29 protein-coding genes are annotated in these 23,957 nt (G+C 65.8%); 13 read left to right on the plus strand and 16 right to left on the minus strand.

Annotation, left to right across the window (positions count from 1 at the left end; all coding sequences use genetic code 11):
* Window positions 1-49 precede the first annotated feature (49 nt).
* The 3 genes from VHO04_RS01910 to VHO04_RS01920 all read left to right on the plus strand — a co-directional run bounded on the left by VHO04_RS01910 (window position 50) and on the right by VHO04_RS01920 (window position 2,698).
* Window positions 50-1,162: an OmpA family protein gene (locus VHO04_RS01910; RefSeq protein WP_329626785.1), complete on the plus strand. Its 1,113-nt coding sequence runs from the start codon at window positions 50-52 to the stop codon at window positions 1,160-1,162.
* 216 nt (window positions 1,163-1,378) lie between these two features.
* Window positions 1,379-1,999: a DJ-1/PfpI family protein gene (locus VHO04_RS01915; RefSeq protein WP_329626786.1), complete on the plus strand. Its 621-nt coding sequence runs from the start codon at window positions 1,379-1,381 to the stop codon at window positions 1,997-1,999.
* Between the two features lie 246 nt (window positions 2,000-2,245).
* The gene (locus tag VHO04_RS01920) at window positions 2,246-2,698 is read left to right on the plus strand and encodes a biopolymer transporter ExbD (RefSeq protein ID WP_329626787.1); all 453 of its coding nucleotides are present in this window, start codon (window positions 2,246-2,248) and stop codon (window positions 2,696-2,698) included.
* 118 nt (window positions 2,699-2,816) lie between these two features.
* Here VHO04_RS01920 and VHO04_RS01925 read toward each other — a convergent pair whose 3' ends face one another.
* Entirely contained in the window at window positions 2,817-3,359 is a 543-nt protein-coding gene (locus VHO04_RS01925) for a DUF1993 domain-containing protein (protein ID WP_329626788.1), read from the minus strand.
* A 25-nt stretch (window positions 3,360-3,384) separates the two neighbouring features.
* Entirely contained in the window at window positions 3,385-5,169 is a 1,785-nt protein-coding gene (locus VHO04_RS01930; protein ID WP_329626789.1) for an ABC transporter transmembrane domain-containing protein, read from the minus strand.
* Between the two features lie 177 nt (window positions 5,170-5,346).
* Here VHO04_RS01930 and VHO04_RS01935 point away from each other — a divergent pair, with 177 nt between their 5' ends.
* The 3 genes from VHO04_RS01935 to VHO04_RS01945 all read left to right on the plus strand — a co-directional run bounded on the left by VHO04_RS01935 (window position 5,347) and on the right by VHO04_RS01945 (window position 8,624).
* Window positions 5,347-6,567, plus strand: coding sequence for a polyhydroxyalkanoate depolymerase (locus VHO04_RS01935; protein ID WP_329626790.1), 1,221 nt, complete (start codon window positions 5,347-5,349; stop codon window positions 6,565-6,567).
* 353 nt (window positions 6,568-6,920) lie between these two features.
* On the plus strand, window positions 6,921-7,910 hold the full coding sequence (locus tag VHO04_RS01940; protein ID WP_329626791.1) for a dipeptide epimerase: 990 nt from the start codon (window positions 6,921-6,923) through the stop codon (window positions 7,908-7,910).
* A gap of 231 nt (window positions 7,911-8,141) precedes the next feature.
* Window positions 8,142-8,624, plus strand: a complete 483-nt coding sequence (locus VHO04_RS01945) for a MarR family winged helix-turn-helix transcriptional regulator (RefSeq protein ID WP_329626792.1) — start codon at window positions 8,142-8,144, stop codon at window positions 8,622-8,624.
* Here the strand turns inward: VHO04_RS01945 and VHO04_RS01950 are convergent.
* Together VHO04_RS01950 and VHO04_RS01955 are read right to left on the minus strand one after the other, a co-directional pair.
* On the minus strand, window positions 8,621-9,085 hold the full coding sequence (locus VHO04_RS01950; protein ID WP_329626793.1) for a pyridoxamine 5'-phosphate oxidase family protein: 465 nt from the start codon (window positions 9,083-9,085) through the stop codon (window positions 8,621-8,623). The two genes, VHO04_RS01945 and VHO04_RS01950, sit on opposite strands and share 4 nt — an antisense overlap.
* A gap of 66 nt (window positions 9,086-9,151) precedes the next feature.
* A complete protein-coding gene (locus VHO04_RS01955; protein ID WP_329626794.1) occupies window positions 9,152-9,547 on the minus strand; it encodes a VOC family protein in 396 nt (131 codons plus the stop codon).
* 94 nt (window positions 9,548-9,641) lie between these two features.
* On the opposite strand from VHO04_RS01955, the gene soxR reads away from it, so the two are divergent.
* Window positions 9,642-10,148: a redox-sensitive transcriptional activator SoxR gene (gene soxR, locus VHO04_RS01960; RefSeq protein WP_329626795.1), complete on the plus strand. Its 507-nt coding sequence runs from the start codon at window positions 9,642-9,644 to the stop codon at window positions 10,146-10,148.
* Here soxR and VHO04_RS01965 read toward each other — a convergent pair.
* Window positions 10,137-10,505 carry a DUF805 domain-containing protein gene (locus VHO04_RS01965; RefSeq protein WP_329626796.1) on the minus strand — a complete coding sequence of 123 codons (369 nt, stop codon included), beginning with the start codon at window positions 10,503-10,505 and terminating at the stop codon, window positions 10,137-10,139. The genes soxR and VHO04_RS01965 overlap by 12 nt on opposite strands.
* Before the next feature lie 134 nt (window positions 10,506-10,639).
* On the opposite strand from VHO04_RS01965, the gene VHO04_RS01970 reads away from it, so the two are divergent.
* Window positions 10,640-11,122, plus strand: coding sequence for a hypothetical protein (locus VHO04_RS01970; protein WP_329626797.1), 483 nt, complete (start codon window positions 10,640-10,642; stop codon window positions 11,120-11,122).
* 10 nt (window positions 11,123-11,132) lie between these two features.
* Here VHO04_RS01970 and VHO04_RS01975 read toward each other — a convergent pair whose 3' ends face one another.
* The 8 genes from VHO04_RS01975 to VHO04_RS02010 all read right to left on the minus strand — a co-directional run bounded on the left by VHO04_RS01975 (window position 11,133) and on the right by VHO04_RS02010 (window position 17,655).
* Entirely contained in the window at window positions 11,133-11,423 is a 291-nt protein-coding gene (locus VHO04_RS01975) for a putative quinol monooxygenase (protein ID WP_329626798.1), read from the minus strand.
* 16 nt (window positions 11,424-11,439) lie between these two features.
* Entirely contained in the window at window positions 11,440-12,024 is a 585-nt protein-coding gene (locus VHO04_RS01980) for a carboxymuconolactone decarboxylase family protein (protein WP_329626799.1), read from the minus strand.
* Between the two features lies 1 nt (window position 12,025).
* Window positions 12,026-13,207 (minus strand): acetyl-CoA C-acyltransferase, encoded by a 1,182-nt coding sequence (locus VHO04_RS01985; protein ID WP_329626800.1) that lies wholly within the window; start codon window positions 13,205-13,207, stop codon window positions 12,026-12,028.
* Between the two features lie 63 nt (window positions 13,208-13,270).
* Entirely contained in the window at window positions 13,271-13,729 is a 459-nt protein-coding gene (locus VHO04_RS01990) for a MaoC family dehydratase (RefSeq protein WP_329626801.1), read from the minus strand.
* Between the two features lie 94 nt (window positions 13,730-13,823).
* The gene (locus VHO04_RS01995; protein ID WP_329626802.1) at window positions 13,824-15,035 is read right to left on the minus strand and encodes a mechanosensitive ion channel family protein; all 1,212 of its coding nucleotides are present in this window, start codon (window positions 15,033-15,035) and stop codon (window positions 13,824-13,826) included.
* A 17-nt stretch (window positions 15,036-15,052) separates the two neighbouring features.
* Window positions 15,053-16,063, minus strand: coding sequence for a DNA topoisomerase IB (locus tag VHO04_RS02000; RefSeq protein WP_329626803.1), 1,011 nt, complete (start codon window positions 16,061-16,063; stop codon window positions 15,053-15,055).
* Between the two features lie 58 nt (window positions 16,064-16,121).
* The gene (locus VHO04_RS02005; RefSeq protein ID WP_329626804.1) at window positions 16,122-17,510 is read right to left on the minus strand and encodes a putative O-glycosylation ligase, exosortase A system-associated; all 1,389 of its coding nucleotides are present in this window, start codon (window positions 17,508-17,510) and stop codon (window positions 16,122-16,124) included.
* Entirely contained in the window at window positions 17,503-17,655 is a 153-nt protein-coding gene (locus VHO04_RS02010) for a hypothetical protein (RefSeq protein ID WP_329626805.1), read from the minus strand. Before VHO04_RS02010 ends, VHO04_RS02005 begins: the two co-directional genes overlap by 8 nt.
* A gap of 101 nt (window positions 17,656-17,756) precedes the next feature.
* Here VHO04_RS02010 and VHO04_RS02015 point away from each other — a divergent pair, with 101 nt between their 5' ends.
* Complete coding sequence (locus tag VHO04_RS02015; protein ID WP_329627010.1) at window positions 17,757-18,965, plus strand: TIGR04063 family PEP-CTERM/XrtA system glycosyltransferase; 1,209 nt, start codon at window positions 17,757-17,759, stop codon at window positions 18,963-18,965.
* Between the two features lie 17 nt (window positions 18,966-18,982).
* The gene (locus VHO04_RS02020; RefSeq protein WP_329626806.1) at window positions 18,983-19,798 is read left to right on the plus strand and encodes a hypothetical protein; all 816 of its coding nucleotides are present in this window, start codon (window positions 18,983-18,985) and stop codon (window positions 19,796-19,798) included.
* 146 nt (window positions 19,799-19,944) lie between these two features.
* On the opposite strand, the gene VHO04_RS02025 is transcribed toward VHO04_RS02020, so the two are convergent.
* Both VHO04_RS02025 and VHO04_RS02030 read right to left on the minus strand, forming a co-directional pair.
* A complete protein-coding gene (locus tag VHO04_RS02025) occupies window positions 19,945-20,253 on the minus strand; it encodes a hypothetical protein (RefSeq protein ID WP_329626807.1) in 309 nt (102 codons plus the stop codon).
* Window positions 20,250-20,492, minus strand: a complete 243-nt coding sequence (locus VHO04_RS02030; protein ID WP_329626808.1) for a hypothetical protein — start codon at window positions 20,490-20,492, stop codon at window positions 20,250-20,252. Before VHO04_RS02030 ends, VHO04_RS02025 begins: the two co-directional genes overlap by 4 nt.
* A 98-nt stretch (window positions 20,493-20,590) precedes the next feature.
* Here VHO04_RS02030 and VHO04_RS02035 point away from each other — a divergent pair, with 98 nt between their 5' ends.
* Window positions 20,591-21,292 (plus strand): LexA family transcriptional regulator, encoded by a 702-nt coding sequence (locus tag VHO04_RS02035; RefSeq protein ID WP_329626809.1) that lies wholly within the window; start codon window positions 20,591-20,593, stop codon window positions 21,290-21,292.
* A 21-nt stretch (window positions 21,293-21,313) separates the two neighbouring features.
* On the opposite strand, the gene VHO04_RS02040 is transcribed toward VHO04_RS02035, so the two are convergent.
* Complete coding sequence (locus VHO04_RS02040; RefSeq protein ID WP_329626810.1) at window positions 21,314-21,619, minus strand: hypothetical protein; 306 nt, start codon at window positions 21,617-21,619, stop codon at window positions 21,314-21,316.
* Between the two features lie 178 nt (window positions 21,620-21,797).
* On the opposite strand from VHO04_RS02040, the gene VHO04_RS02045 reads away from it, so the two are divergent.
* Complete coding sequence (locus VHO04_RS02045; protein ID WP_329626811.1) at window positions 21,798-23,087, plus strand: methyl-accepting chemotaxis protein; 1,290 nt, start codon at window positions 21,798-21,800, stop codon at window positions 23,085-23,087.
* A 114-nt stretch (window positions 23,088-23,201) separates the two neighbouring features.
* Entirely contained in the window at window positions 23,202-23,924 is a 723-nt protein-coding gene (gene aqpZ, locus VHO04_RS02050) for an aquaporin Z (RefSeq protein ID WP_329626812.1), read from the plus strand.
* The last annotated feature ends 33 nt before the right edge of the window (window positions 23,925-23,957 follow it).

The following is a 23,957-nucleotide window of genomic DNA, read 5'->3' on the forward strand; positions in this document are numbered from 1 at the left end:
CGTAGGACGTCTGTCGAGACGTATATCTCAATTGAAAGGGGAATCTACTATGAGGAAGCTTGCCGTCGCTGTGGCGTTGGCCTCCACTGCCCTTGCGTCGCCGGCCCTTGCGCGCGACAACTCGTGGTATGTTGGTGTCGGTGGTGGTGTGATGCTGGTCGAGGATATCGATCTGGACATCGGCGCCGTCAATAACGCTGGTACGCTCGATCATCGTGCGGGTTATGATGTCGAAGGCACCGTCGGTTACGACTTCGGTGGCTTCCGCGCGGAAGTCGAAGTCGGCTATCGCGAAGCCGACATCAAGTCGGGCACGTTCACCACTCCGGGTATCCCGACGAACGCCAATGGCACTGGAACCTTCACCGGCTCCACCCCGCTGAACGGCGATTCGAACGCCCTCAGCTTCATGGTCAACGGTCTGCTCGACTTCGGTGACGACGATGGCCTGCAGGGCTTCGTCGGCGGCGGTGTCGGCGTTGCGCGCGTTTCGGTCGAGCCGGTCTTTGCCGGTTCGTTCCTCGACGATTCGGACACCGGCTTCGCCTGGCAGGCGATCGCGGGCGTTCGCGCTCCGCTGACCAAGAATTGGGACGTCGGTCTGAAGTATCGTTTCTTCAACGCCAGCAATCTCGACCTCGTCGATCAGACTGGCCGCGACGTTTCGACGCGCTTCCGGTCGCACTCGATCCTGGGCACGCTGACGTACAACTTCGGTGGCGCCGAGCCGCCGCCGCCGCCGGCTCCGCCGCCGCCCCCGCCGCCGCCTCCCCCGCCGCCCCCGCCGCCGCCGCCGCCTCCGGCCGTGTGTGAGCCTGGGCCGTATATCGTGTACTTCGACTGGGATCAGTCGGCGATCACGCCGGAAGCGGCTGCAACGCTCGACAATGCGATCAGCGCCTACAACCGTGGTTGCTCGGGTACGCAGGTCTGGCTCGCCGGTCACGCTGACCGTTCGGGTTCGGCCAAGTACAACGTCGGCCTGTCGCAGCGCCGCAACGATGCGGTTCGCAGCTACATGACCGCGCGTGGCATCTCGGACGGCTCGATCTCGGCGGAAGCGTTCGGCGAAAGCCGCCCGGCCGTCGCGACTGCCGATGGCGTCCGTAACGACCAGAACCGTCGCGTGGAAATCAAGTACGGTCCGGGTTCGGGCAACTAAGATTTCCAGCCCGGTTCGGGCTCGAAGAAAAGGAGGGCGGTGCCGCAAGGTGCCGCCCTTTCTTTTTGAGTAGCGACATATCCGCCTAACCTTGTTGATGACTGCCGTGGGTAGAGAACAGACGGATGGCTATCGTCGTTTCGCGGTCCGAAGTGTGCATCGCATCGCGATGGGCGAGGCCGGCGCGCTCCCGATTTCCCGACATAGGAGGTTATAGTGCAGATCGCGGTTCTTACGTTCGATGGCTTCAACGAGCTTGATAGTTTCGTTGCCGCCGCGATCCTGAATCGGATGAAGGCCAAGGGCTGGGCCGCACACATCACCTCGCCGACCCAGGAAATCACGTCGATGAACGGCGTCACCGTCCGGCGGCAAAGGCCCCTTGAATTTGCGCGCGAGGCGGATGCCGTGCTGATCGGCAGCGGCGTGAAAACGCGGGACATTGCAGCGGATGCCGAACTGCTCGCGCAGATCAACCTCGATCCGTCTCGCCAACTTATCGGGGCGCAGTGCTCGGGCACTCTGATCCTGGCCAAGCTTGGCTTGGTCGGCGAACTTACCGCCTGCACCGACCTGACGACCAAGCCCTGGGTGATTGAGGCTGGCATCAACGTCCTCGACGCCCCGTTCGTCGCGCATGGCAACGTGGCGACCGCTGGCGGATGCCTCGCTTCTCAATATCTCGCCATGTGGATGATTGCGCGAGGTGCGTCTGTCGAGGATGCCACGGACGCGATGCACTATGTGGCGCCGGTCGGTGAGAAAGACCTTTACATCACACAGGCGCTGTCGGTGGTCGCTCCATTTCTGGCTGCGGATACTGCTTGCGCGGCATAGTCCAACGGCGGCTATCGGGGCGGCGTTCGCTGCTCCCTTGGTCTTCTTTCGGTCGATAGCGGGATTTCCGTCATCGGATCCTGACCATTGCCACGAATGCCGCTGCTGCGCTTTTTATTTGCGATGATCGAAAAATGTTATATCGTAACAAGATCGATCGAGGCGGCGCGATTGGATGGGTCGACCCGATCGGCAGCGCGGGATAGGCGCGAAAAGCGCGTGTTTCGCCCGACAGGGAGCGATAGGATGCGCGGGCACAGCCGGTTTCAACGCAGCCGATTTCATAGCAGCATTTTTTGGGCCGACCCCAACGGCGATCCCGATATCAACACGACGCCGCTGATCGACGTGATGCTCGTCATGCTGGTGATGTTCATCATCACCATCCCGCCGCCGACGCATAGCGTCGCTATCACCCTGCCCAGCCAGGGTATCGTCGACGGCAAGATCCTCGACGAAAATCATGTGACGATCGATACGAGCGACGTCATCCGCTGGAACGGCGACGCGATCGATCTGGCCGAGCTCGGCCTGCTCGTCAAAGCCGCGTCGGACCGAAGCGAACCGGCGATGCTGCTGTTCGAGCCCGAGGCGCGGGCGCGCTATCTGCGCGTCGACGAAGCGATCGGCGCCATCCGGCGTAACGGCGGCAGCAAAATCGCCTTTCCGGGAATCAGCCGATATCGCGACCTGATTTAGGGTCGGGACCCAAATCGCGGCAGGTTGCTATGATATGCCTCCGTGCAGCGCATGATGTGCGGGATCGTCCCCTGCCGTCTTGGCGGATGCCCTGAGGGTAGCTGCGCCGGTTGACGTATCACGCGGCCGGTGCGGTTCCCGGGCGCAGATATTGCATCATGTAGCTGACATAGTCGGCCTTGCCGAGCGGCACGCCCATGTGGCGCATCACCGCATAGGCAGCGACGAGGTGGAAGTAGAATTGCGGCTGCGCCCAATCGCGCACGTAAGTGGCGGCGGTCATGTCGAACGCCATGCCGTTCGGAAGATCGAAGCCGATGGCACGGTCGTCGTCGCCGTCGAGGGTCGCGGGGGCGATCGCATCGAGCCACGCCAGCGTCGCGGCGATCTGCGCCTGGAGGCCCGGAAAATCAGCGGCGTCTTCGCCAAGATCCGGCGCCTCGTCCGCGCCGAGGCGCACCGCGGTCTGGATCGCCTGCGCGCAGGTAAAACGGACCTGCGCGGCGAGCGGAAACATGTCGGGCGCGAGACGCGCGGCGATGAACTGCAATTCGCCGACGCCATTCTGTTCGCCCCAGTCGAGCGCCTTCACGAGTTGTCCCGAAAGCGCGCGCAGTCCGTTGGCGTAGGCGGGGATGGTGAGGTCGTGGAGTGTGGGCATCGGGGCTTCCTTTGAAGGATGGCGATCAGGCGGCGGCGAGATTGTCCTGGAACTGAAGGCGCGCGAGGCGTGCGTAGAGGCCGTCGGCGGCAACGAGGTCGTCGTGGCGACCCTCCTCGACGATGCGGCCTTCGTCCATCACGACGATGCGATCGGCGGCGCGGACGGTCGCGAGGCGGTGCGCGATGACGATCGTCGTGCGGTCGTGCATCAGCGCCTCGAGCGCGTCCTGCACCAGCCGCTCGGATTCGGCGTCGAGCGCCGAGGTCGCTTCGTCGAGCAGCAGCAAAGGCGCGCGGCGCAGCAGCGCGCGGGCGATGGCGACGCGCTGGCGCTGGCCGCCCGAGAGGCGCGCGCCGCCTTCGCCCATGAAGGTGTCGAGACCATCGGGCAGTTTGCGGAGGAATTCCTCGGCATTGGCGGCGCGCGCGGCGTCCCACAATTCGTCGTCGCTCGCGGCCCAATTGCCATAGCGCAGATTGTCGCGCGCGGAGGCGGCGAAAATCACCGTTTCCTGCGGCACCATCGCGATCCGGGCGCGGATGACGGCGGGATCGGCCTCGATCAGCGGCACGCCGTCGAGCCGGATCTGCCCTGCCTGCGGATCATAGAAGCGCTCGGCAAGCTGGAAGAGCGTCGACTTGCCGGCGCCCGAGGGGCCGACGATCGCGACGGTTTCGCGCGGGCGGACCGCGAGCGAGAAATCGTGCAGCGCGGGTGCGTCGGGGCGCGTCGGGTAGCGGAATTCGACATGGTCGAATTCGAGCGTCCCGGTCGCCGGTTCGGGCAGGGGCCGCGGATTCGCCGGAGCGGCGATGGTCGGTTCGGCGACGAGCAGTTCGTGGAGCCGCTCGGCCGCGCCCGCGGCGCGTAGCAGGTCGCCATAGACTTCGGTGAGCGCGCCGAACGCGCCCGCGACGAGCCCGCCGGTGAGGACGAAGGCGGCGATCGTGCCGCCGGTGATCGTGCCTGCCGCGACTCCCGCGGCGCCATACCAGAGCAAAGTCGTGATCGCGCCGAAAAGCAGCCCGATGACGATCGCGGTCATCACCGCGCGGAGGCGGATGCGGCGTTTGGCGGTCGCGAAATTGGCCTCGACCGCGGCCGTGAAACGATCGGCTTCGCGCCCCTCCTGTCCGAAGGCCTGGACGATCTTCATCGCCCCCAATTGCTCGGCGGTGGTCGCGCCGATGTCGGCGACGCGATCCTGGCTCGACCGCGAAACATTCTGGAGGCGGCGGCCGAGAATGACGATCGGCATGATGATCACCGGGATGCCGATCAACATCCCCGCGGTCAGCCGGGGCGAAAGCGAGAAGAGATAGACGATCCCGCCGATCCCCATCACCGTGTTGCGGAGCGCGACCGAAACGGTGGTGCCGACGGTCTGTTCGATGATCGCGGTGTCGGCGGTCATTCGCGACGCGATTTCGGACGGACGATTTTCCTCGAAGAAGCCGGGCGCGAGGCGCAGCAGGTTGCGTTGCACCCCTTCGCGGATATCGGCGACCGTCCGCTCGCCGAGCCAGCTCACGCAATAGAAACGCACCGCGGTCGCGGCGGCGAGCAGCAGCACGATGCCGTAGAAGATGCGGAAATGCGGCGCGACGTCACCGCCGCCGGCGACGAAGCCCGAGTCGATCATCGCCTTGAACTGATAGGGAATGGCGAGCGTCGCGAGCGCAGCGACGCCGAGTGCCACCGCCGCGATCAGCAATTGCAGCGGATATCGGCTGGCATGGTGCCAGACCATGCGCAGGCTGGACAGCTTGCGGCGGGCCGGGGCGGATTGGTCTGATTTGGTCGCCATCGCGGATCGCCCTAGCAGCCGCGCCGACGCCGCTCAACGCCGCAAAATGGCGTCCCGCTTCAAGCCGTATGAAGCCTTGCAAAATGATGCATTGCACAATGACAGCGTTTCCCTAGACTGCTCAGCAAATAGGGCGCGCCGAAAAGAGCGCGGCCGGACGCAAGGGGCCCATCGAACATGCTGTATCACGCCTTTGACATGCAGAAGAGCTGGCTCGCGGGGGCCAGCGCGCTGGCGACCGCCGGAGCGCAGGCGATTCAGCATCCCGCCAATCCGCTCGGCTATTTCGGCGGCAGTCCGATGTTCGCCTCGGCGCTCGAAGTGTTCGCACATGCCGCCGCACCGCGCGGCAAGCCGGGGTTCGAGCTATACGAGACCGTCGTCGATGGCGAGACGGTGCGCGTCGCCGAGTCGATCGAGGCGCGCAAGGCGTTCGGTCAACTCAAGCATTTCAAGCATCGGGGCAGTGCGGGCAAGCCCAAGCTGCTGATCGTCGCGCCGATGTCGGGTCATTATGCGACCTTGCTGCGCGGCACCGTCGAGCGGATGCTGCCCGACCATGACGTGTGGATCACCGACTGGCGCGACGCGCGCAACGTGCCGCTGGAGGCGGGCAAATTTGATCTCGACGATTATGTCGATTATCTGATCGCGTGGCTCGAGCATATCGGGCCGGGCGCGCACATGCTCGCGGTATGTCAGCCGTCGGTGCCTAGCCTCGCTGCGGCCGCGGTGATGGCGGCCGGAAAGCACAAGTGCCGGCCGAAGACGCTGACGATGATGGGCGGGCCGATCGATACGCGCAAGGCGCCGACCGCGGTGAACCAACATGCGACGACACGGCCCTATGCCTGGTTTCAGGAGAATGTCATCGCGACCGTTCCGGCCTGGTATCCGGGCGCCGGGCGCCGCGTCTATCCGGGCTTCCTCCAGCTTGCCGGCTTCATGTCGATGAACCTCGGCAATCATATGATGAGCCATTGGGAGATGTTCAAGCATCTGGTCGACGGCGACGGCGAAAGCGCCGACAAGACCAAGGAATTCTATGACGAATATCGCGCAGTCTGCGACATGACCGCCGAATTCTATCTCCAGACGGTCGATGTGGTGTTCCAGCGGCACCTGCTGCCCAAGGGCGAGATGCTCCATCGCGGCAAGCCGGTCGACCTCACGAAGATCGAGGATATCGCGATTCTGGCGATCGAGGGCGAGCGCGACGATATTTCGGGGATCGGCCAGACCAAGGCGGCGCTGACGCTCGCCAAGGCGCTGCCCGCGGACAAGAAGAAATATCTGATGGCGAAAGGCGTCGGCCATTACGGGATCTTCAACGGCCGCAAATGGCGCGACGAGATTGCGCCGGTGGTCGAGACATGGATTCGCGCGAACGGCGGGTGAGGCGGCGGCTCTTCGCGGCCGGGAGCGGACCTAATCTTACATCGTCATCCCGGATTTGATCCGGGATCCATTCATCCGGCGCTGAGAGAATGGATCCCGGATCAAATCCGGGATGACGAGAGTCTGAAAGTCGCGCTCAGCATCTCGTAACATCGTCATTCCCGCGAAAGCGGGAACCCAGAGCGTGCGTCAGCCGACCCCACTCTGGGTTCCCGCTTTCGCGAGAATGACGAAAGTGGGGAGTGTCCGCTCCCCACCCCAAACCGGCCGTATCGTTCCGATCCATGCCGGAGGGGCAGCGCTTTGGCCGAAAGACATTTGCCGGTCCTGGCGATCTGCCCTAGCCTCCCCGCATGGCTATCCACCTGAAAAGCGTGCGCGTCGAGCGTTGGCCGGTGGCGGGGGCGTTCGTGATCAGCCGCGGCGCGAAGACGCATGTCGATGTCGTCGTCGCGGAAGTCGAGGAGGGCGGCGTTGCCGGGCGCGGCGAGGGGACGCCGGTCTATTATCTGGGCGAGGATGCGGCGGGATGCCGCGACCGGATCTTGCAGGCGGCATCGCATGTCGCCGGATTGGGCGCCGCCGAGGCACGCGGCGCGATTCAGGAGATTATGGCGCCGGGGGCGGCGCGCAACGCGCTCGACTGCGCGCTGTGGGACCTGGAAGCGAAGCAGCGCGGCCTCCGGCTCTGGCAGCTTGCCGGGTGCGACGGCGCGCCGACCGCGCGCGTCACTGCTTTCACCATTTCGCTCGGCACGCCGGGTGCGATGGCCGAAGCCGCCGCGACCGCCGAAGCCGACGGCTATCGCCTACTCAAGATCAAGCTGACCGGCGAGGACGACCGGCTTCGCGTTGCGGGGGTGCGCAAGGGCGCGCCGAACGCGCGGCTGATCGCCGACGCCAATGAAAGCTGGGGGCAGGTCGATCTGCTCGGCGAGGCCGAGGCGCTGGCCGACATGGGGGTCGAGATGATCGAGCAGCCGGTGCCGGTCGGGTCCGACGCACTGCTCGACGGGGTCTATGCACCGATCCCCTTCGTCGCCGACGAAAGCTGCCACACCGCCGCCGATATCGCGCGCATCGGGCCTTTTTACGACGGGGTGAACATCAAGCTCGACAAGGCCGGCGGGCTCACCGAGGCGTTGCGACTTGCGGATGCCGCCGACGCGGCGGGGCTGTCGATCATGGTCGGTTGCATGCTCTGCACCAGCCTGGCGATCGCGCCCGCCTTCGTCCTAGCGCAGCGCGCGCGCTGGGTCGATCTCGACGGGCCGGCGCTGCTCGCGCGCGACCGCGAGGGCGGGTTCGAGTTCCGCGAAGGACGAGTCGCGCCGCCGGTGTAGTCGCGAATGGCTATTGTCCTGCCCCCAATTCATAGCTGTTCCCCCGCGAAGGCGGGGGCCCATCTCCCATGCCGTCGTTTTCCCGCAGCGCAGGTTGAATCCCGAGGGGGCAGGAGATGGACCCCCGCCTTCGCGGGAGAACAGGAAGGAAGGTAAAACATGTCTATATAGTCTAAATTCAGGATAGTAAAATAAATTGACTATCCTGAATTTAGACTATATAGGCGTGCCATGATCGACGCCAACACCCCCCGCCATCCCGATATCGTCATGCCCGCGCTGCTGCGCCACGCCCGCACCACCTATGGCGGCGCCATGCGCCGGGCGCTCGACCGTGCGGGGTTCGACGATATTCCCGCCAATGGGCTCTATGTGATCGGCGGCCTTGCGCTCGGGGCCGAGGATGTGCCGCTGAGCGCGCTGATCCAGGATCTGCGCATCTCGAAGCAGGCGGCGGGACAGCTTGTCGATACGCTGGTGATGCGCGGCTATCTGGAGCGGCAGGTCGATCCTGCCGACCGGCGGCGGTTCGTGCTGCGGCTGACCGAGCGCGGCGCGCATGCGGCGGCGGTGCAAGGCAAGGCGCGCGATGCGGTCGACACAAAGCTCGCGGCGCGCGTCAGCGCCGACGACATCGCCGCGGCGCGGCGCGTGCTGTCGGCGCTGATCGACATCGCGATCGAGGCGCGCGAGCGGGCGGCGAACGCGTCCTAAAGCGTCACCTCGGCATGTTTGCCGAGGTTGCCGCCTTTCATCGTCATGCCGGTGGCGAGCTTGAACAGCCCCTTGATCCCCGGATCGGCAGTCCAGATTTCGGCATCCTCGAGGTCGAAGCGCAGCAGGACGAGCTTGGGGTCGCCCTTGCCGCCCGGATACCAGGCGGCAATGCTGTTGTTCCACAGCCGGTCGAGCACCGCGCGATCCTCTTCGCGGCGCAGCGTGCCCGAAATGCAGGCGAAGAGGTCATGCCCCTTTGAGGCGAACTGCGCCATCGCCGGGCCGCCCGCGGCGAGCCGGTTGTCGGTCGCGGTGAAGAACCACCAGGCGCTGTTCGCATCCTTGTCGAGCTGCGCGTTCATCGGGATATGATGCTCGCGCTCGCCGGTCATGCCGACCATCACATAGGGGCTGGCGTCGAGCGCCTTCCAGAAGGCTTTCCTGATATCGTCGCTCATCGGTCGGGACTCCTTTGTCGCCCCCGATGCCCGATCAACGCTCGGCCAGCCTGGATGTTGCTCCGCTCAGCGCCGGCGCGGCTCCGCATAGCTGACGACTTCATATTCGATGCCGTCGGGGTCGAGGAAATAGAAGCGCCGGCCGGGCTCGTAATCGCCATGGTTGAAGGGGGTCAGGCCGACCGCCTTCACGCGCATCTCGATCGTGTCGAGATCGTCGACCTGCACCCCGACATGGTTGAGCGGTTCGCCCTTCGGGTAGCGCGCGTCGGCATGTTCGCCGTCGGGGCCGGTATAGAGCGCGACATAGGCGGCGTCGCTGCCGAGGTGGATCGTGCGGCCGCCGTCGCGCGCCGGGCCGCGCCAGCGCTCGTGCCAGCCGAAGATCCCCGACAGGATGCCCGCGGTGCGATCGGGATCGCTGACGGTGAGATTCACATGCTCGATGAAGGGATGCGTCACGAAAGAGCTCCTGATTCGAATTGACGCTCAGGGTATGAAAGCTCAAGTCAGGTTTAGATCAAGGGCAATTTACCGTTGCGAGGAGGAGAAGGCCATGCATCGCACCGACCTGATCGCGATCGGCGAGCTTGCCGCGAGGACCGGCGTCGCGGTGTCGGCGATCCGCTTCTACGAAGCGAAGGGGCTGCTCGCGGCGCTGCGTTCGGGCGGCGGGCAGCGGCGGTTTCTGCGCGCCGATATCCGCCGCATTTCCTTCATCCTGATCGCGCAGCAGATGGGGCTCAGCCTCGAGGAGATCGCGGCCGAACTTGCTGGGCTGCCGGCGGGGCGCACGCCCAATGCCGCCGACTGGACGCGGATCAGCACCGGTTTGCGCACGCGCATAGATGCGCGGATCGCGGCGCTCGAACGCACGCGCGAACTGCTCGACCAGTGCATCGGCTGCGGCTGCCTGTCGCTCAAGAAATGCGGTCTCTACAACCGCGGCGACAAGGCGGCGCAACACGGCGCGGGGCCGCGCTATCTGCTCGGCGACCGGGCGGGGGAGATTGCGGAGGTTGATGGAGCCCGGGAGCTGGCAGCTGATCGTTCAGGAATATAGGCCATTATATCGCGGATCGCTTTTGTCCCAGCGGTCTTCGCGCGAAGGATTCTTGCAGCCGAGCCAGACCGGAATCACGGCGCCGCCCCAAAGAAAGCACCAGTGGAGCACGAGCGGATCGCCGGAATCCCGGAGACGCCGGATCGTTTGAGCCCAGAAAAACAGATAGAGAAGAGCCGCGACGACGAACCAAGAAATATTGATAGTTCGATGCGCTTCCCGCCAAGGCTTGGTCCAGAGGCTCGCGACGATGCCCAAGAACGCGATCAGAGTCATGACGACATAGGGTTCGCGTTGCGTCCGACCGGACAGGCTGATGCTGCTGGAAAGCCGCTCGTTGAGTCGATCGAAGCCCATGGCCACCCCCTTTTCCCACGCTGCGATTGTTTCATTCAGGCGGCATAGCGTCAATAGACGACCGCTCACGCCGCCTTGCCCCCCGCATCCGTGATATGTAGTATCACGCCAGGCTAACTCTCTGGAGAGGTGGAATGAAAAAGCTCTATCCGGCCCTGCTGGCTGTCGCGGTTCTGTGCGCCTCGCCCATTCTTGCCGCGCCGGAAGCGGTTTCACCGCTCATCGGCACCTGGGCGGTCGACGTCGCCAAGCTGCCGATCCCGCCCGAGGCGCGGCCGAAGAGCGTCACGATCACCTATAGCGACGCGGGTGCGGGGCAATGGCGGACGCTGGTCGACGTGACGCTACCCGACGGGAAGATGGTCCGGGCGAAGTCGACCTGGGCCCCCGACGGCCAACCCGTCCATGTCGAGGGCAATCTGGAGGCCGACACCGTCGCGACACGAATGCCCGAGCCGAACGTCATGGTCACCGCCCTCGCGCTCGGCGGCGTGCCCGGATCGATGCGCACCTATACGGTGTCGCCCGACGGCAAGACGATGACCGAAACGGTCGTCTTTTTCACCAAGGACGGCACGCCCGGAATGCGCACGAACCTGTTCAATCGGGTGAAATAGGCGCGAACGGTCAGGCCGCGGCGAGACGTTCGATGTCGGGCGCGCTGGCGAGCCAGGGGCCGAAGCGGGCGCCGATCTCGCGGAAATGGGTCGATGCTCGGTGCGCCTCGACCGCCGCGGCGTCGTCATAGCATTCGAGCACCTTGTAAGTGCCGGTCTCTTCGGTGCGGAACAGGCGGTAATAGCTGTTTCCGGGCTCGTTTGCGTTCACCGCAGCGGCGAGTTCCGCGAAGACGCCCTCGAAATCGGCTTCCTTGCCGGGCTGCACGCGCAGCGTTGCGATCACGCCGATGGCACTCATATCCTATTCTCCCTTTTCAGGCCTTGAGATCGGGGTCGACCTCCCAGCCTTCTTCGACCTGGATACCGAAGCTGTTCAAAATCATCGAAACCTGGGTGTATTGGCCGACGGTGAAGACCAGGTCCATGCGGCCCTTGTCGCCGAGCGGCGCGAGCGCCGCCCAGGTCGCGTCGGTCACGAAATGCCGCCCGGTCAGCTCGTCGGTCGCGCGCAGCATCGCGCGGTCCAGATCGCTCCAGCCGTCGGCGTCGGGGCCGGCCTTGATCCGCTCGATCTCGGCTTCGGACAGGTCGCAGCCGAGACCGATGCGCTTGTGCTGCGTCCATTCGTAGCCCGAGCGGCAATTATATCCCGTCCGCAGGATGACGAGTTCGCGGTCGCGTTCCGTCAGCGCGTTGCGGCGCGAGAGGATATAGCCGCCCCAAGCGAGGAAAGCGGTCAGCGCTTTCGGCGCGTGCGCGAGGGTGCGGAAGATGTTGAGCACCCGCCCGCCCCCGACCTTGCCGCCATCGGTGGTAAGGAAAGGGGCGAGCGCGGCGCGCTGGTCGGCATCGAGCCGATCGAGATCGACCGGCTCGATACGCGGAGCGTTCAGGCGCAAATCAGAAGACCTCGAACAGGCCCGCCGCGCCCTGGCCGCCGCCGATGCACATGGTGACGACGGCATATTTGACACCGCGGCGCTTGCCTTCGATCAGCGCGTGGCCGACGCAGCGCGCGCCGGTCATGCCGAACGGGTGGCCGATCGAAATCGAGCCGCCGTTGACGTTGAGAAGTTCGTCGGGAATGCCGAGCTTGTCGCGGCAATAGAGCACTTGCACCGCGAAGGCTTCGTTGAGTTCCCAGAGGCCGATGTCGTCCATCTTGAGTTCGAAGCGTTCGAGCAGCTTCGGAATGGCAAACACGGGGCCAATGCCCATCTCGTCGGGCTCGGTGCCCGCGACCGCCATGCCGACATAGCGGCCGAGCGGGGTCAGGCCGCGTTTTTCGGCGACCTTGGCTTCCATCACGACGCACGCCGACGAACCGTCCGAAAGCTGGCTGGCGTTGCCCGCGGTGATCGTATGGCCTTCGCCCATCACCGGCTTCAGGCTCGCGAGCCCTTCGAGCGTCGTGTCGGGGCGATTGCACTCGTCGCGGTCGGCAACGACCTCCTTGTAAGAAACCTCCTTGGTCTCCTTGTCGACGATCGCCATCGTCGCCTTGCAGGGGACGATCTCGTTGGCGAACTTGCCCGCGGCCTGCGCGGCGGCGGTGCGCTGCTGCGACCGGAGCGAATATTCGTCCTGCGCTTCGCGGCTGATGTTGTAGCGCTTGGCGACGACCTCTGCCGTGCCGATCATCGGCATATAGATGTCCTTGTGCATCGCCAGCAGTTCCTGGTCGGCCTCGAAGAAGGTCTTGCCGCTGCCGCTGACCTTCGAGATGCTCTCGACGCCGCCCGCGACGACGATGTCCTGGCGGTCGACGATGATCTGCTTCGCGGCGGTCGCGATCGTCATCAGGCCCGACGAGCACTGACGGTCGATCGACATGCCGGGAACGGTGACGGGCAGCCCGGCGCGCAGGCCGATCAGCCGCGCGACGTTCATCGTCTGCGAACCCTGCTGCATCGCGGCGCCGAAGATGACGTCGTCGATGGTCCCGCCCTCGACCCCGGCGCGCTCGACCGCGGCGGCGACCGAATAGGCACCGAGCGTCGGCGAGGTGGTGTTGTTGAACGAGCCGCGCGCCGCTTTGGTCAGCGGGGTGCGGGCGGTGGAAACGATGACGGCGTCACGCATGATAAGGGTCCTTCTGCTTGGTTCCGATTATCTTTTCGGGGGAGGTCGGCCGGATATTTCTGCTCAGACGAAGAATTGCGTGATCCATTCGGCGATCAGCGCGGGCTTTTCCTCGCCTTCGATCTCGATGCTGATCTCGTTGGTCTGCTGCCACTGGCCGGGGCGCTTCTCGTCGAGTTCGAGCAGCTTGACATGGCTGCGCACGCGCTTGCCCGAACGGACGGGGGCGAGGAAGCGGACCTTGTTGCCGCCGTAGTTGACGCCCATCTTGACGCCGCCGACCTTCGGCCCGTCAGTGCTCGCGCCGAGCATCGGGATCAGCGACAGCGTCAGGAAGCCGTGGGCGATCGTGCCGCCGAACGGCGTCAGCTTCGCCTTTTCCGCGTCGACATGGATGAACTGGTGATCGCCCGTCGCGTCGGCGAACTTGTTGATCATCTCCTGATCGACGAGCACCCAGTCGGACGTGCCGAGATGTTCGCCCACCTTGCCCTGCAATTCCTGCGGCGTAATCGTGGTCATATTGATCCCCTCGATTGTTGGTTCGGGGCGCGTTCTAGGCCCGTCTTGCCGCATTGCACAAGAGCGAAGGACTTTGCGCTACGGTGCCGTAGCGTCAGCCTGACTTTCCCGACTTTGCGGCGCTCGCGCGAGGCTTCGGGGACTCGGCATAGGGCATGATCATCGTACCATCGGGGGCGGCGGTGAAGGTGGTTTGCGTGGGATAGGCGAATTCATAGCCCGCCTCGCCCAGCGCCGCGACGATGCGGATCGCGACGTCGCCCCGCGCCGCGATGACCTCGTCGTAATTTTCGCTGAACACGTCGAACACCAGCTCGAAATCCAGGCTCGACGGGTTGAAGGCGACGAAGCTCGATCGGATGAATTCATGCCCGGCCGCCTTCACTTGTTCTTCGAGCAAGGCCGGAAGGGCGCGGAGTTTTTCGGGGCTCGTCTGATAGATGATGTTGAGGACGAAGCTCACCCGGCGCCGGTGGAGATGCGCGAAATTGGTGATCTCCTTGCTGAGCAGATTGGTGTTGGAGATCACCAGCAGTTCGCCGTTCACCGAGCGCAGCCGGGTGCTCTTGAGGCCGATGCGCTCGACCGTCGCGGTGCTCGTGTCATATTTGATCGTCTCGCCGACCCGGAACGGCCGGTCGAAGATGATCGAGAGCGAAGCGAAGAGGTCGGAGAAGATTCCCTGCGCCGCGAGGCCGATCGCGATGCCGCCGATGCCGAGCCCGGCGACGAGGCCGGTGACGTTGACCCCCATATTGTCGAGGATGACGATCGCGGCGATCGCGAACAGCGCGACGCTGATCAGCAGCCGGATGATTCCCATCGCGTTGCTGAGCGTTTCGTTGTGCCCTTCGGCGGCGCGGCGCTGGATGAGGCCCAGCACGATCTCGCGCGCCCAGATCGCGACCTGCATCACCACCGCGATCGTGAAGACGAACTGGATGAGTTGCAGGATCACCGCCGGCGGTTGCGCATAGCCCGCGACGAGGCGGATTGCGACGATCGCGAGCACCGTCGACTTGGTCTTGTGCAGGACGCGCCCGGCGATGTGCGTGAAGCTCATCTCGGCATCGGCCGACTGCGCGAGCTTGAGCGCGAAACGCCGCGCCATCGTCAGCAGCGCATAGATGACCAGCCCGACGCCGATCGCGATGCCGATCTGCAGCCAGTGGTTGTTCACCCAGATGATGCTGGCGTCCCAATAATGGCGCAGGTCGTCGAGCGGATTGGTCGCCGCAGCGGCCGTTCGCGCGGCAGCGGGCCGTGTGGCAGCGGTCTGGGCGGCGGCGAGAAGCGAAAGGGTCACATCATCCTCTTGGCGGATCAGGCGGAACGAAGCAACGCCGCGGCGTCGGGCGCGCGTTCGAGATAGGATAGAAAGCCGCGTTCGTAACGCGAAAGATATCGGGTCGCGCGCGGCAGTGGACCGGCGGCGGCTGCGAAATCGCCGCGCTCCTGCGCCGCCGCGATCATCGCGGGGTGGACATAGGCCTTGCGCGCGACCGCGGGGGTGTTGCCGAGCCGGTCCGCGACATGCGCGAGCATCGTCTTCAGCGTCGGCGGTTCGGGTGCATCGTGGAGGAAGGCGAAGGCCGCGACGCTCGCCGACCAGGTGCGGAAATGCTTGGCGCTGAAATCCTCGCCCATCGCCTCGCGGATATAGGCGTTGACGTCGCTCGATCCGACCGCGCAGAGGGCGTCCTCGTCTTCATATTGAAAGAGACGCTGCCCCGGCAGGTCCTGGAGGCGGCGGACGAGCGTCGCGAGATTGCGGTCGCTGATCGTCACCTCGCGCTTTGCGCCGCCCTTGGCGCGGTAGCTGAGGCGCAGCGTCCGGCCCGACAGGCGGGCGTGGCGCTGGCGCAGCGTCGTGGCGCCGAAGCTGTTGTTCGCGGCGGCATATTCCTCGTTCCCGACGCGCAGCGCGGCGAGGTCGAGCAGGCGCACCGCCGCCCCGACGATCCGCTCCCGGCACAGGGCGCGCCGCGCAAGATCGTCCTCCAGCCGCGCGCGGAGCAGCGGCAGCGCGTGGCCGAAGGCGATGCAGCGGTCGTATTTGTCCGCATCCTGCGCCAGCCGGAACTCGGGATGATAGCGATATTGCTTGCGCCCGCGCGCGTCATAGCCGGTGGCGAGGATATGGCCGTTGGGCGCCGGGCAGAACCAGGCATCCTCATAGGCGGGCGGCGGCGCGATCGCGTTCAGGCGGCGGATCTCGGCGACGTCGCGGATGACCCGACCCTTGGCGTCGCGGTAGCGCCAGCCTTCGCCCGCGCGCTCGCGGCCGATGCCGGGCAGGCTGTCGTCGATGTGGATAAGGCGGGTACGGGGCATGGGGCAATAGCGCCCCGACTCCGCTCATGGTTCCCGCTGCCGCCGGATAAGAATCCCGCTAGGCTGACGGGGAACCCGGAAACCCCTGTCGCGCGGGAACCCGCGCCGGGCGCGCCATCAGCGGGCGCCATCCGGACTCCTTTTCGCGCCGCCGAACATAGGTCGACAGCCCGATTTCGAGTGCGAGCATCATGTAGATGAAGGGCTGGAACGCTATGCCGACGAACAGCGAGCCGACCATATAGACGATATGGCCGTGCTGGAGGGCGGTGGCGAGCGGTGCGATCCATTGCTCCTCGGCGCGCCGGGTGTGTCTGTAGCGCCGCCGCAGCCGTTCGAGCTGGACGATGCCGACGCCGTTCAGCAGCAGCCAGAGCGCGAGGCCGGGATAGCCCTGTTCGCCGAGCATCTCGAAATAGCTCGAATGATAGGCGCGCGCCTGATCTTCATAAACGATCGGTTCGGCGGACTGCGGCGCATCGGGATCGTAACTGCCCGCGGCCATGTGGACCCGGACATGGTTTTGAAGATAGGCGTTAAATCCGCCGCCGAACGGGTGGTCCTTGGCATAGTCCCACGTCCATTTCCACACCGCGACGCGGGTCGAGGCCGATTCGTCGGACTGGTAACCCTCGATCGTTTCCATGCGCTGGGTATAGCTTTGCGGCAGAAAGGGAATCGCGGCGGCCACGAACAGGGCGCCGCCGACCATATAGAGGATTCGGTGCTTGACCGCGCGGAGCGACAGGATCGCCAGCACGGCAAGGCATACGAGCCCGGTGCGCGCCTGTGTCCCCACCGGCAGCAATATGCAGGCGAAACAGAGCGCGAAGCAGAAGAGCGATACGCGCCAGTCGGGCGGGAAGATCGTTCCGTGGCGACGGTACCAGAGGATCAGCGGAATGATCGAAATGCCGACGGTCGACATGATCGACCCTTCGTAGAGGCCGAAATTCTCGTTGAGCAGCAGTTGCAGCGCGCCATAGCCGCCCCCGCCCGCGGCGGTTTTGATCCCGCCTGCGATCGCGATCGCGGCGGCGGACAACAGCATGATGAGCGCCAGCGCTTCGATGCGCAGCCTGGTGCGCAGGGTCAGCGGCAGGAAAATCGCCCAGACCAGCGCTTTCCACACCCAGCTCCATTTGTCCTGCGCCTCGACCGGGAAATCGGCCTGGATGGTGGTGATCCCGCAATAGAGGAGGAGCAGGATGAGCAGGATTTGCCGTCCGGACCACCGCGTGTCGCGCTTGTCGTCGAAGACGAGCCAGCCGCCCATCGCGAGCCCGAAGACGATCAGCGAGATCGGGATGGAGTTGATCAGGAAATAGCTCAGCCGCTGCGGCGCGACGATATCGATGTAGCAAAAGCAGAGGACGAACAGGAACGGCTTCCTGAAGCCGACCCCGATGAAGGCGAACAGAAAGACGACAAGGGCAATGTCACGCATCGTCCGACACATCCCTTGCGGCGTTTTCGGCCCCGGCTTCGGCGTTACGGCGCTGCTGCCACAGCTTGCGCGGACTCACCTCATGATCGAGGTCGTCGCGATAGAGCAGGCGCCACAGCGCGATCGCGATCAGCAGATGCGTCAAGCCAATGGAGAAATTGTCGACCATATTGGTACGGGCCCTATGCTATTGGGGTTGACGCCGCGTTAAGGCTTATATGTCAAAGCACTGACCCCATGACCCGCTTGCCCCGCATTCTTCACGTCCTCGACCATAGCCTGCCCGCGCACAGCGGCTACACCTTTCGCACGCGCGCGTTGATGAAGGCGCAGATCGCGAAGGGCTGGGAGGTCGCGGGAGTGACCGGGGTGCGGCATCCGAACCCCGGGCCGGACGTCGAGACCATCGACGGGCTGACCTTTCACCGCACGCCGCCGATCGCGCCGGTGCGCTCGCCGATCCGCGAATGGCGCGAGATCGCGGCGCTGGCGGCGCGCGCCGAAGCGCTGGCGCGGGACTGGAAGCCCGACCTGCTCCACGCGCATTCGCCGGTGCTCGACGGGCTCGCGGCGCTGCGCGCGGGCAAGCGGCTCGGCATCCCGGTCCTTTATGAAATCCGCGCCTTTTGGGAGGACGCGGCGGTCGGCAACGGCACGGGGCGCGAGGGAAGCGCGCGCTATCGGCTGACGCGGTGGCTCGAAAGCCATGCGGTCAAATCGGCCGACGCGGTCGCGGTGATCTGTGAGGGGCTGCGCGGCGACCTGATCGCGCGCGGCGTCGACCCGGAAAAGATCATCGTGTCGCCCAACGGTGTCGACCTCGATCTGTTCGGCAGCCCGCTGCCGCGTGAGGAGGCGCTGGCGGCGGAGCTTGGCATTGGGCCAGGCGACGCGGTGATCGGCTTTATCGGCAGCTTCTACGACTATGAGGGGATCGACGACCTGATCGCGGCGATGCCGGCGCTGGTCGCCGCGCAGCCGGGCGCGCGGCTGCTGCTCGTCGGCGGCGGCCCGATGGAAGTCGCGCTGAAGGCGCAGGCGGCCGCGTCGCCGGTGGCCGACAGGATCCATTTCGTCGGCCGCGTGCCGCACGAAGCGGTCGAGCTCTATTATTCGCTGATCGACATCCTCGCCTATCCGCGCAAGAAGATGCGGCTCACCGACCTCGTCACCCCGCTGAAACCGCTCGAGGCGATGGCGCAGGGCAAGCTGGTCGCCGCGTCGGACGTCGGCGGGCACCGCGAACTGATCGAGGACGGGACGACCGGGACGCTGTTCGCGCCCAACGATCCGGTCGCGATAGCCGTTGCGCTGTCGGGCTTGCTCGAACGGCGCGACCTGTGGGACGAACGGCGGCGGACGGCGCGTGCCTTCGTCGAGACGCATCGTAACTGGTCGTCAAACATTTTGCGTTACGAGCCGGTTTACCAACGCCTGCTCCGGGCCGCCGCGTGACGAGATTCGGAAATTATATGGACGACGAAAGCGAAGCGCCGAAAACCAGCCGGATCCTTGCGGTGCTGCGCGCGCTGGGCCCGGCCGTGCCTGCGGTGATCGGCGCCGCCGCGCTGACCTTTTTGTTCGCGGCGGTGATGCCGATGGCGTGGGTCGCCGGAATCAGCTGGAATCTCTACCTTGATCGGCTGTCCGATTTCTTCGTGCCGCCGGTCGGCAATGCCGCGCGGCTCGTGCTGGCGTTCGGTATGGCCGCCGTCGCCGCCCTGATCGCGGCCTTCATCGCGCTGCTCATCGCCGAGCCCGAGCAATCGGGGCTCGCCGCGCTCGGGCGCCGGATGCGGCGGAACGAGCGTGTCGATGACGATGCCGACGCGGAGGCGCCGGTTCGCCGCCGCCGCGCCGACCTGCACCCCGACGACCCGCCGCGCCCGCCGATCCGCGCCGGCCGCGACCTTCCCGCGCAGGGACTGGGGCCGATTGACGCGACGGGCGAAGCCGCCGTCCCGGGCATGATCAAGGAAAGCGAGGAGGATGAGTTGATTCTCGCCGACCTCGCACCCGTCGAAATGGACGAGCCCGGCGCCGAACCCTGGCTGCAGCCGGTCGACCGCGCCGGTCCCGCTCTGCCCGATCCCGCGGACAATTCGCTCGGCGCGATGGTCGCGCGCTTCGAGGCGGGGCTTGCGCGCCGCCGCCCCGAATCGGCCGCCGCTCCGGCCATTCCGGTGCCCGCGGCGGCGACCGATGCCGACAGCGAAGGCGAAATCGACTTCGCGCTGGAGGCGGCGCTCAGCACGCTGCAACGGATGAATCGGTCGACCGCCGGTTAGAGCCCAGCTAGCTTCAAGTGAATAAGCCGCGCGCTCCCGCGAAAGCGGGAGCCCATCTCCAGGCGGCGCCATTTTGAACGGACAGAAGATGGGTCCCCATCTTCGCGGGGACACACGACTTTCTGGCGGATGCTTTTCGAAAAAGATCAGTCCTCGACGGTCAAAATTTCGATCGTGAAGGCCGTGCCGTCGCCCGGTTCGATCGCCACGTCGGCGACGATATGACCGGGCAGTCGCCATTCAGTCGTCACCAGCCTGTCTTGAAGTGCTTTCGCCGATTGGTCTCCCGTGCAGGGAAAAAGATGGCGCGCGCCGACGAAATTGGCGCTGGCCCAGGGGCGCAGCGTCGATGCGCCGATCGTGATGTCGCCGCCCAGTTCGGCGGCGAGCAGCCGGGTCAGGCGGCGGTGCGGACAGGCCGGGCGGGCCGGGGCAGCGGGTGACCAGCGCATCATCCGCGCTCTCCGGCGCGGCGGCGGTCGCCGCACGGCGCGACCCGCCCCGCGTGACGATCGGCGCGCCATTTGTTCATGAAATGTTCCACACGGCAACTCAGCCGACGGCCCGGTTCGCGCCCCCCGCGCAGATCGCTCACCAGCCGCGGATCATGCGCCGCAGCGCGGCCGAAGACGCTCGGCGGCATATGCGATTCGCGCAGAAAGCGCTCGATCCGTTGCAGCAGGCTGTGCTCCATTCCATCCTCCTTTGCCCCCGATATCGGACGACTCGTCCAATAGGATATTTCCTATCTGATAGGTGTTTTCCTACTTGTCTAGGAAAATTCCTATCGCTATGGACGAAATAGGAAGGATCATTCGCTTGACCATATTCGACCTTGATCCGCGCACTGCGCTCGACCGGCTCCTGACCGAAAAGGGCATCGACTATGCTCAGCTATCGGCGCGCATCGGGCGCAATCCCGCCTATATCCAGCAATATATCAAGCGCGGCACGCCGCGGCGGCTGGCCGAGGAGGATCGCGCGCGCATCGCCGCCTATCTCGGCGTGTCCGAAGCCCTGCTCGGCGGGCCCGATCGGCGCGTCGCCGCAGCGGCGCCGGCGCGGCCGCGCGGGGGCGGCATGGTGCTGGTGCCCAAGCTCGCGATCGGCGCCTCGGCGGGGGCAGGCGCCAGCATCGACGGCGAGCCGGTCGAGGGTCAGGTCGCCTTCGATCCCAAATGGCTGCGCGACCTGGGGGCCGACCCGCGCGCGCTCAGCATCATCCGCGTCGAGGGCGATTCGATGGCGCCGACGCTGAACGACGGCGACGATATATTGGTCGACGGCGGCGACGCCGCGGCGCGGCTGCGCGACGGCATCTACGTGCTGCGCATGGACGATGTGCTGATGGTGAAGCGCGTGTCTCGCGCGCCGGGGCCGGGACGGATTTCGGTGATCAGCGACAATCCGCAATATCGAAGCTGGGACGACCTGCCGATGACGGCGGTGCGGCTGGTCGGCCGCGTGGTGTGGACGGGGCGGCGGGTGCGGTGACGAACCAGGGCTTGCCGAACCCTATATCTGTTCGGCCATCACCGCTTCGATCTCGTGATCGAGCACCTCGGCGCGCTGGCATTGATCCTGCTGGCCGCTGCGGCACTTCTCCGCCGCCTTGTCGCGCTGGCGCGTCAGCTTGCCGAGCTTTTCCTCGCGCGCGCGCATCGCACGGCCGCGGTTGCGGTCGGCTTCGTCCTGGCTCGTCGTCGACCAGTCGGCGACCTGTCCGACGGCCTTAACCGGCGCGGTGACGACCGATTTGACGGTGCTCACGCAGCCGGCGAGCGCAGGGGCGGCCAGCGCCGCGATGATCAGGACCCGCATCTTCTTTCTCCTCACCGGTGCCGCCTTGTCGCATAGGCGCGCTTGGCTGAACAGGATATTGCGACGGAAGGAGGCGGGGAAAGGGGCATGTGTCATATCACTGAAACAAATGGTTAAATTTCTCTTTACCCTGTTTGGCTAGGTCGGCGTTCGTCACTCGTCGATCCGCCAAGAGAGCATGATGATCCCTGTCGATTCCGCTTTGTCTCCCGCTTCCGGCCATTCGGTGGCGATCGGCGCCGATGCGCCGCTCTCCGAAGTGATCGACATTTTCCGGACCCGGCCTGAGCTCCGCGTCCTGACCATCGTCGACCGGGCGGCTGCGCCGGTGGGAATCATCCGCGAACAGCGAGTACGCGAACTGCTCTTCTGTCCCTATTGGTTCTCGCTGATGCAGAATCCGTCGATCGGGGGATCGATCGAATCGATGATCGAGCCTTGCCCGACCGCGGACATCGGCGAAACGACTGCAAGCCTGCTTCGCATCGCGGCGCGGTCGAAAGACCAGGAGGCGCTGGTCCTGGTCGACGACGGCCGCTTCGTCGAAACCCTCGACGGCGCGCAACTGGCCCGGTTGGCGATGCTGCGCGAGGTCGAGCTGGCGCAGGAACGCGGCGCGCGCGCGGCCGCCGCTGAAGAGGCCGGGCGCTGCTTCCAGCAGGATATCGCCGCGCTGACGAGCGCGCTTTCGGAAATGGCGCGCGAAGTCGAGCATGTCTCGCAGACGCTTGCCGAACGCGCCGAGCAGACCGGTCGCGACGCCGTATCGGTCGCCGGTGCGACGGCGCAGACGCTGACCGGGCTGCATGAACTGGGCGATCGTGGGCGCGCGCTTGCGGCCAGCATGACGCGGATCGTCGACGACGGCGCCCGCGCCCGGGCGATCCGCCGCGACGCGCATGACAAGGTCCGGCAGGCCGCCGAACGCGCCGCCGCGCTGCAGGCGGCGAGCCATGCGATCGAGGAGATGCTGCGCCTGATCATCGACATGGCGAGCCGCACCAACATGCTGGCTCTCAACGCGGGGATCGAGGCGGCGCGCGCCGGCGATGCCGGGCGCGGCTTCGCCGTGGTCGCGGGCGAGGTGAAGAGCCTCGCAAACCAGACGCGCAGCGCCGCGGGCGACATCACCCCCTATATCGAGCGTATTCGCGCCATCGTCGCGCAGGTCGCCGATGGTTTCAGCGAGGTCGAGCGCGCGATCGACGCGAACAACGGCTTTTCCGACGCCGTCGATGCGGCGGTCGACGGGCAGAGCGAAACGACGCTGCTGATCGCCAGCTATGTCGAACAGGCGGTCGCCGCCGGGCAGGAGATCGACGGGCGCGTGCATCATATCAGCCGCGGCGCGACGGCGGTCGGGCAGGGCGCGGTGTCGCTCGGCGAGCTGTCGTCGGGGCTGACGCGCGCCGCGCTGTCGCTGCACCAGCGGGCGAGTCAGTTCGTCGAGGCGGTCGCCGCCGCCTGAGGGGCGAATCCCGTCGCGGGACATATGGTTTACAAAGACTTGCCGGTCCTTTCGGCTGTGTTAGGGTGCGCGCGCGCCGGGGGCGTCATGACCGCCGGGCGGCAGGAGGGTCCTATGACGAACATGCAAAAGGGTCTGGCCGAGTTCATCGGCACGTTCTGGCTTGTCTTCGGCGGTTGCGGCAGCGCGGTCTTCGCGGCCGGTTTTCCCGACCTCGGCATCGGTTTTCTCGGCGTCGCGCTGGCCTTCGGGCTCACGGTTCTCACCATGGCCTATGCGATCGGCCATATCTCGGGCTGTCACCTCAATCCGGCGGTGACGGTCGGCCTGTGGGCGGGCGGGCGCTTCGCGGCGCGCGACATTCCGCTCTATGTCGTCGCGCAGGTGCTCGGCGCGATCGTCGCGGCCTTCCTGCTCTATTATATCGCGCAGGGCAGCCCGACCTACGATATCGCGAAGGGGCTGGCGGCGAACGGCTTCGGCGACGGGTCGCCCGGCCATTACGACGTCTGGTCGGCGCTGATCATCGAAATGGTGCTGACCGGCTTTTTCGTGTGGATCATCATGGGATCGACCGACGGGCGCGCACCCGCGGGTTTCGCGCCGATCGCGATCGGCCTGGCGCTGACGCTGATCCACCTCATCTCGATCCCGGTCACGAACACCTCGGTCAACCCGGCGCGCAGCACCGGCCCGGCGCTCGTCGTCGGCGGGCTCGCGCTCCAGCAACTCTGGCTCTTCTGGGTCGCGCCGCTGATCGGCGGCGCCGTCGGCGGCTGGCTCTACAAGACGCTGGGCGCCGACAGCTTTCCCAAGCCCAATATCGAGGGCGAATAGGGAACCGGACCGGCGGGGAGACGGTCTCCGCCG

It is taken from the genome of Sphingopyxis sp. (assembly GCF_036261875.1).
Taxonomy (GTDB): domain Bacteria; phylum Pseudomonadota; class Alphaproteobacteria; order Sphingomonadales; family Sphingomonadaceae; genus Sphingopyxis.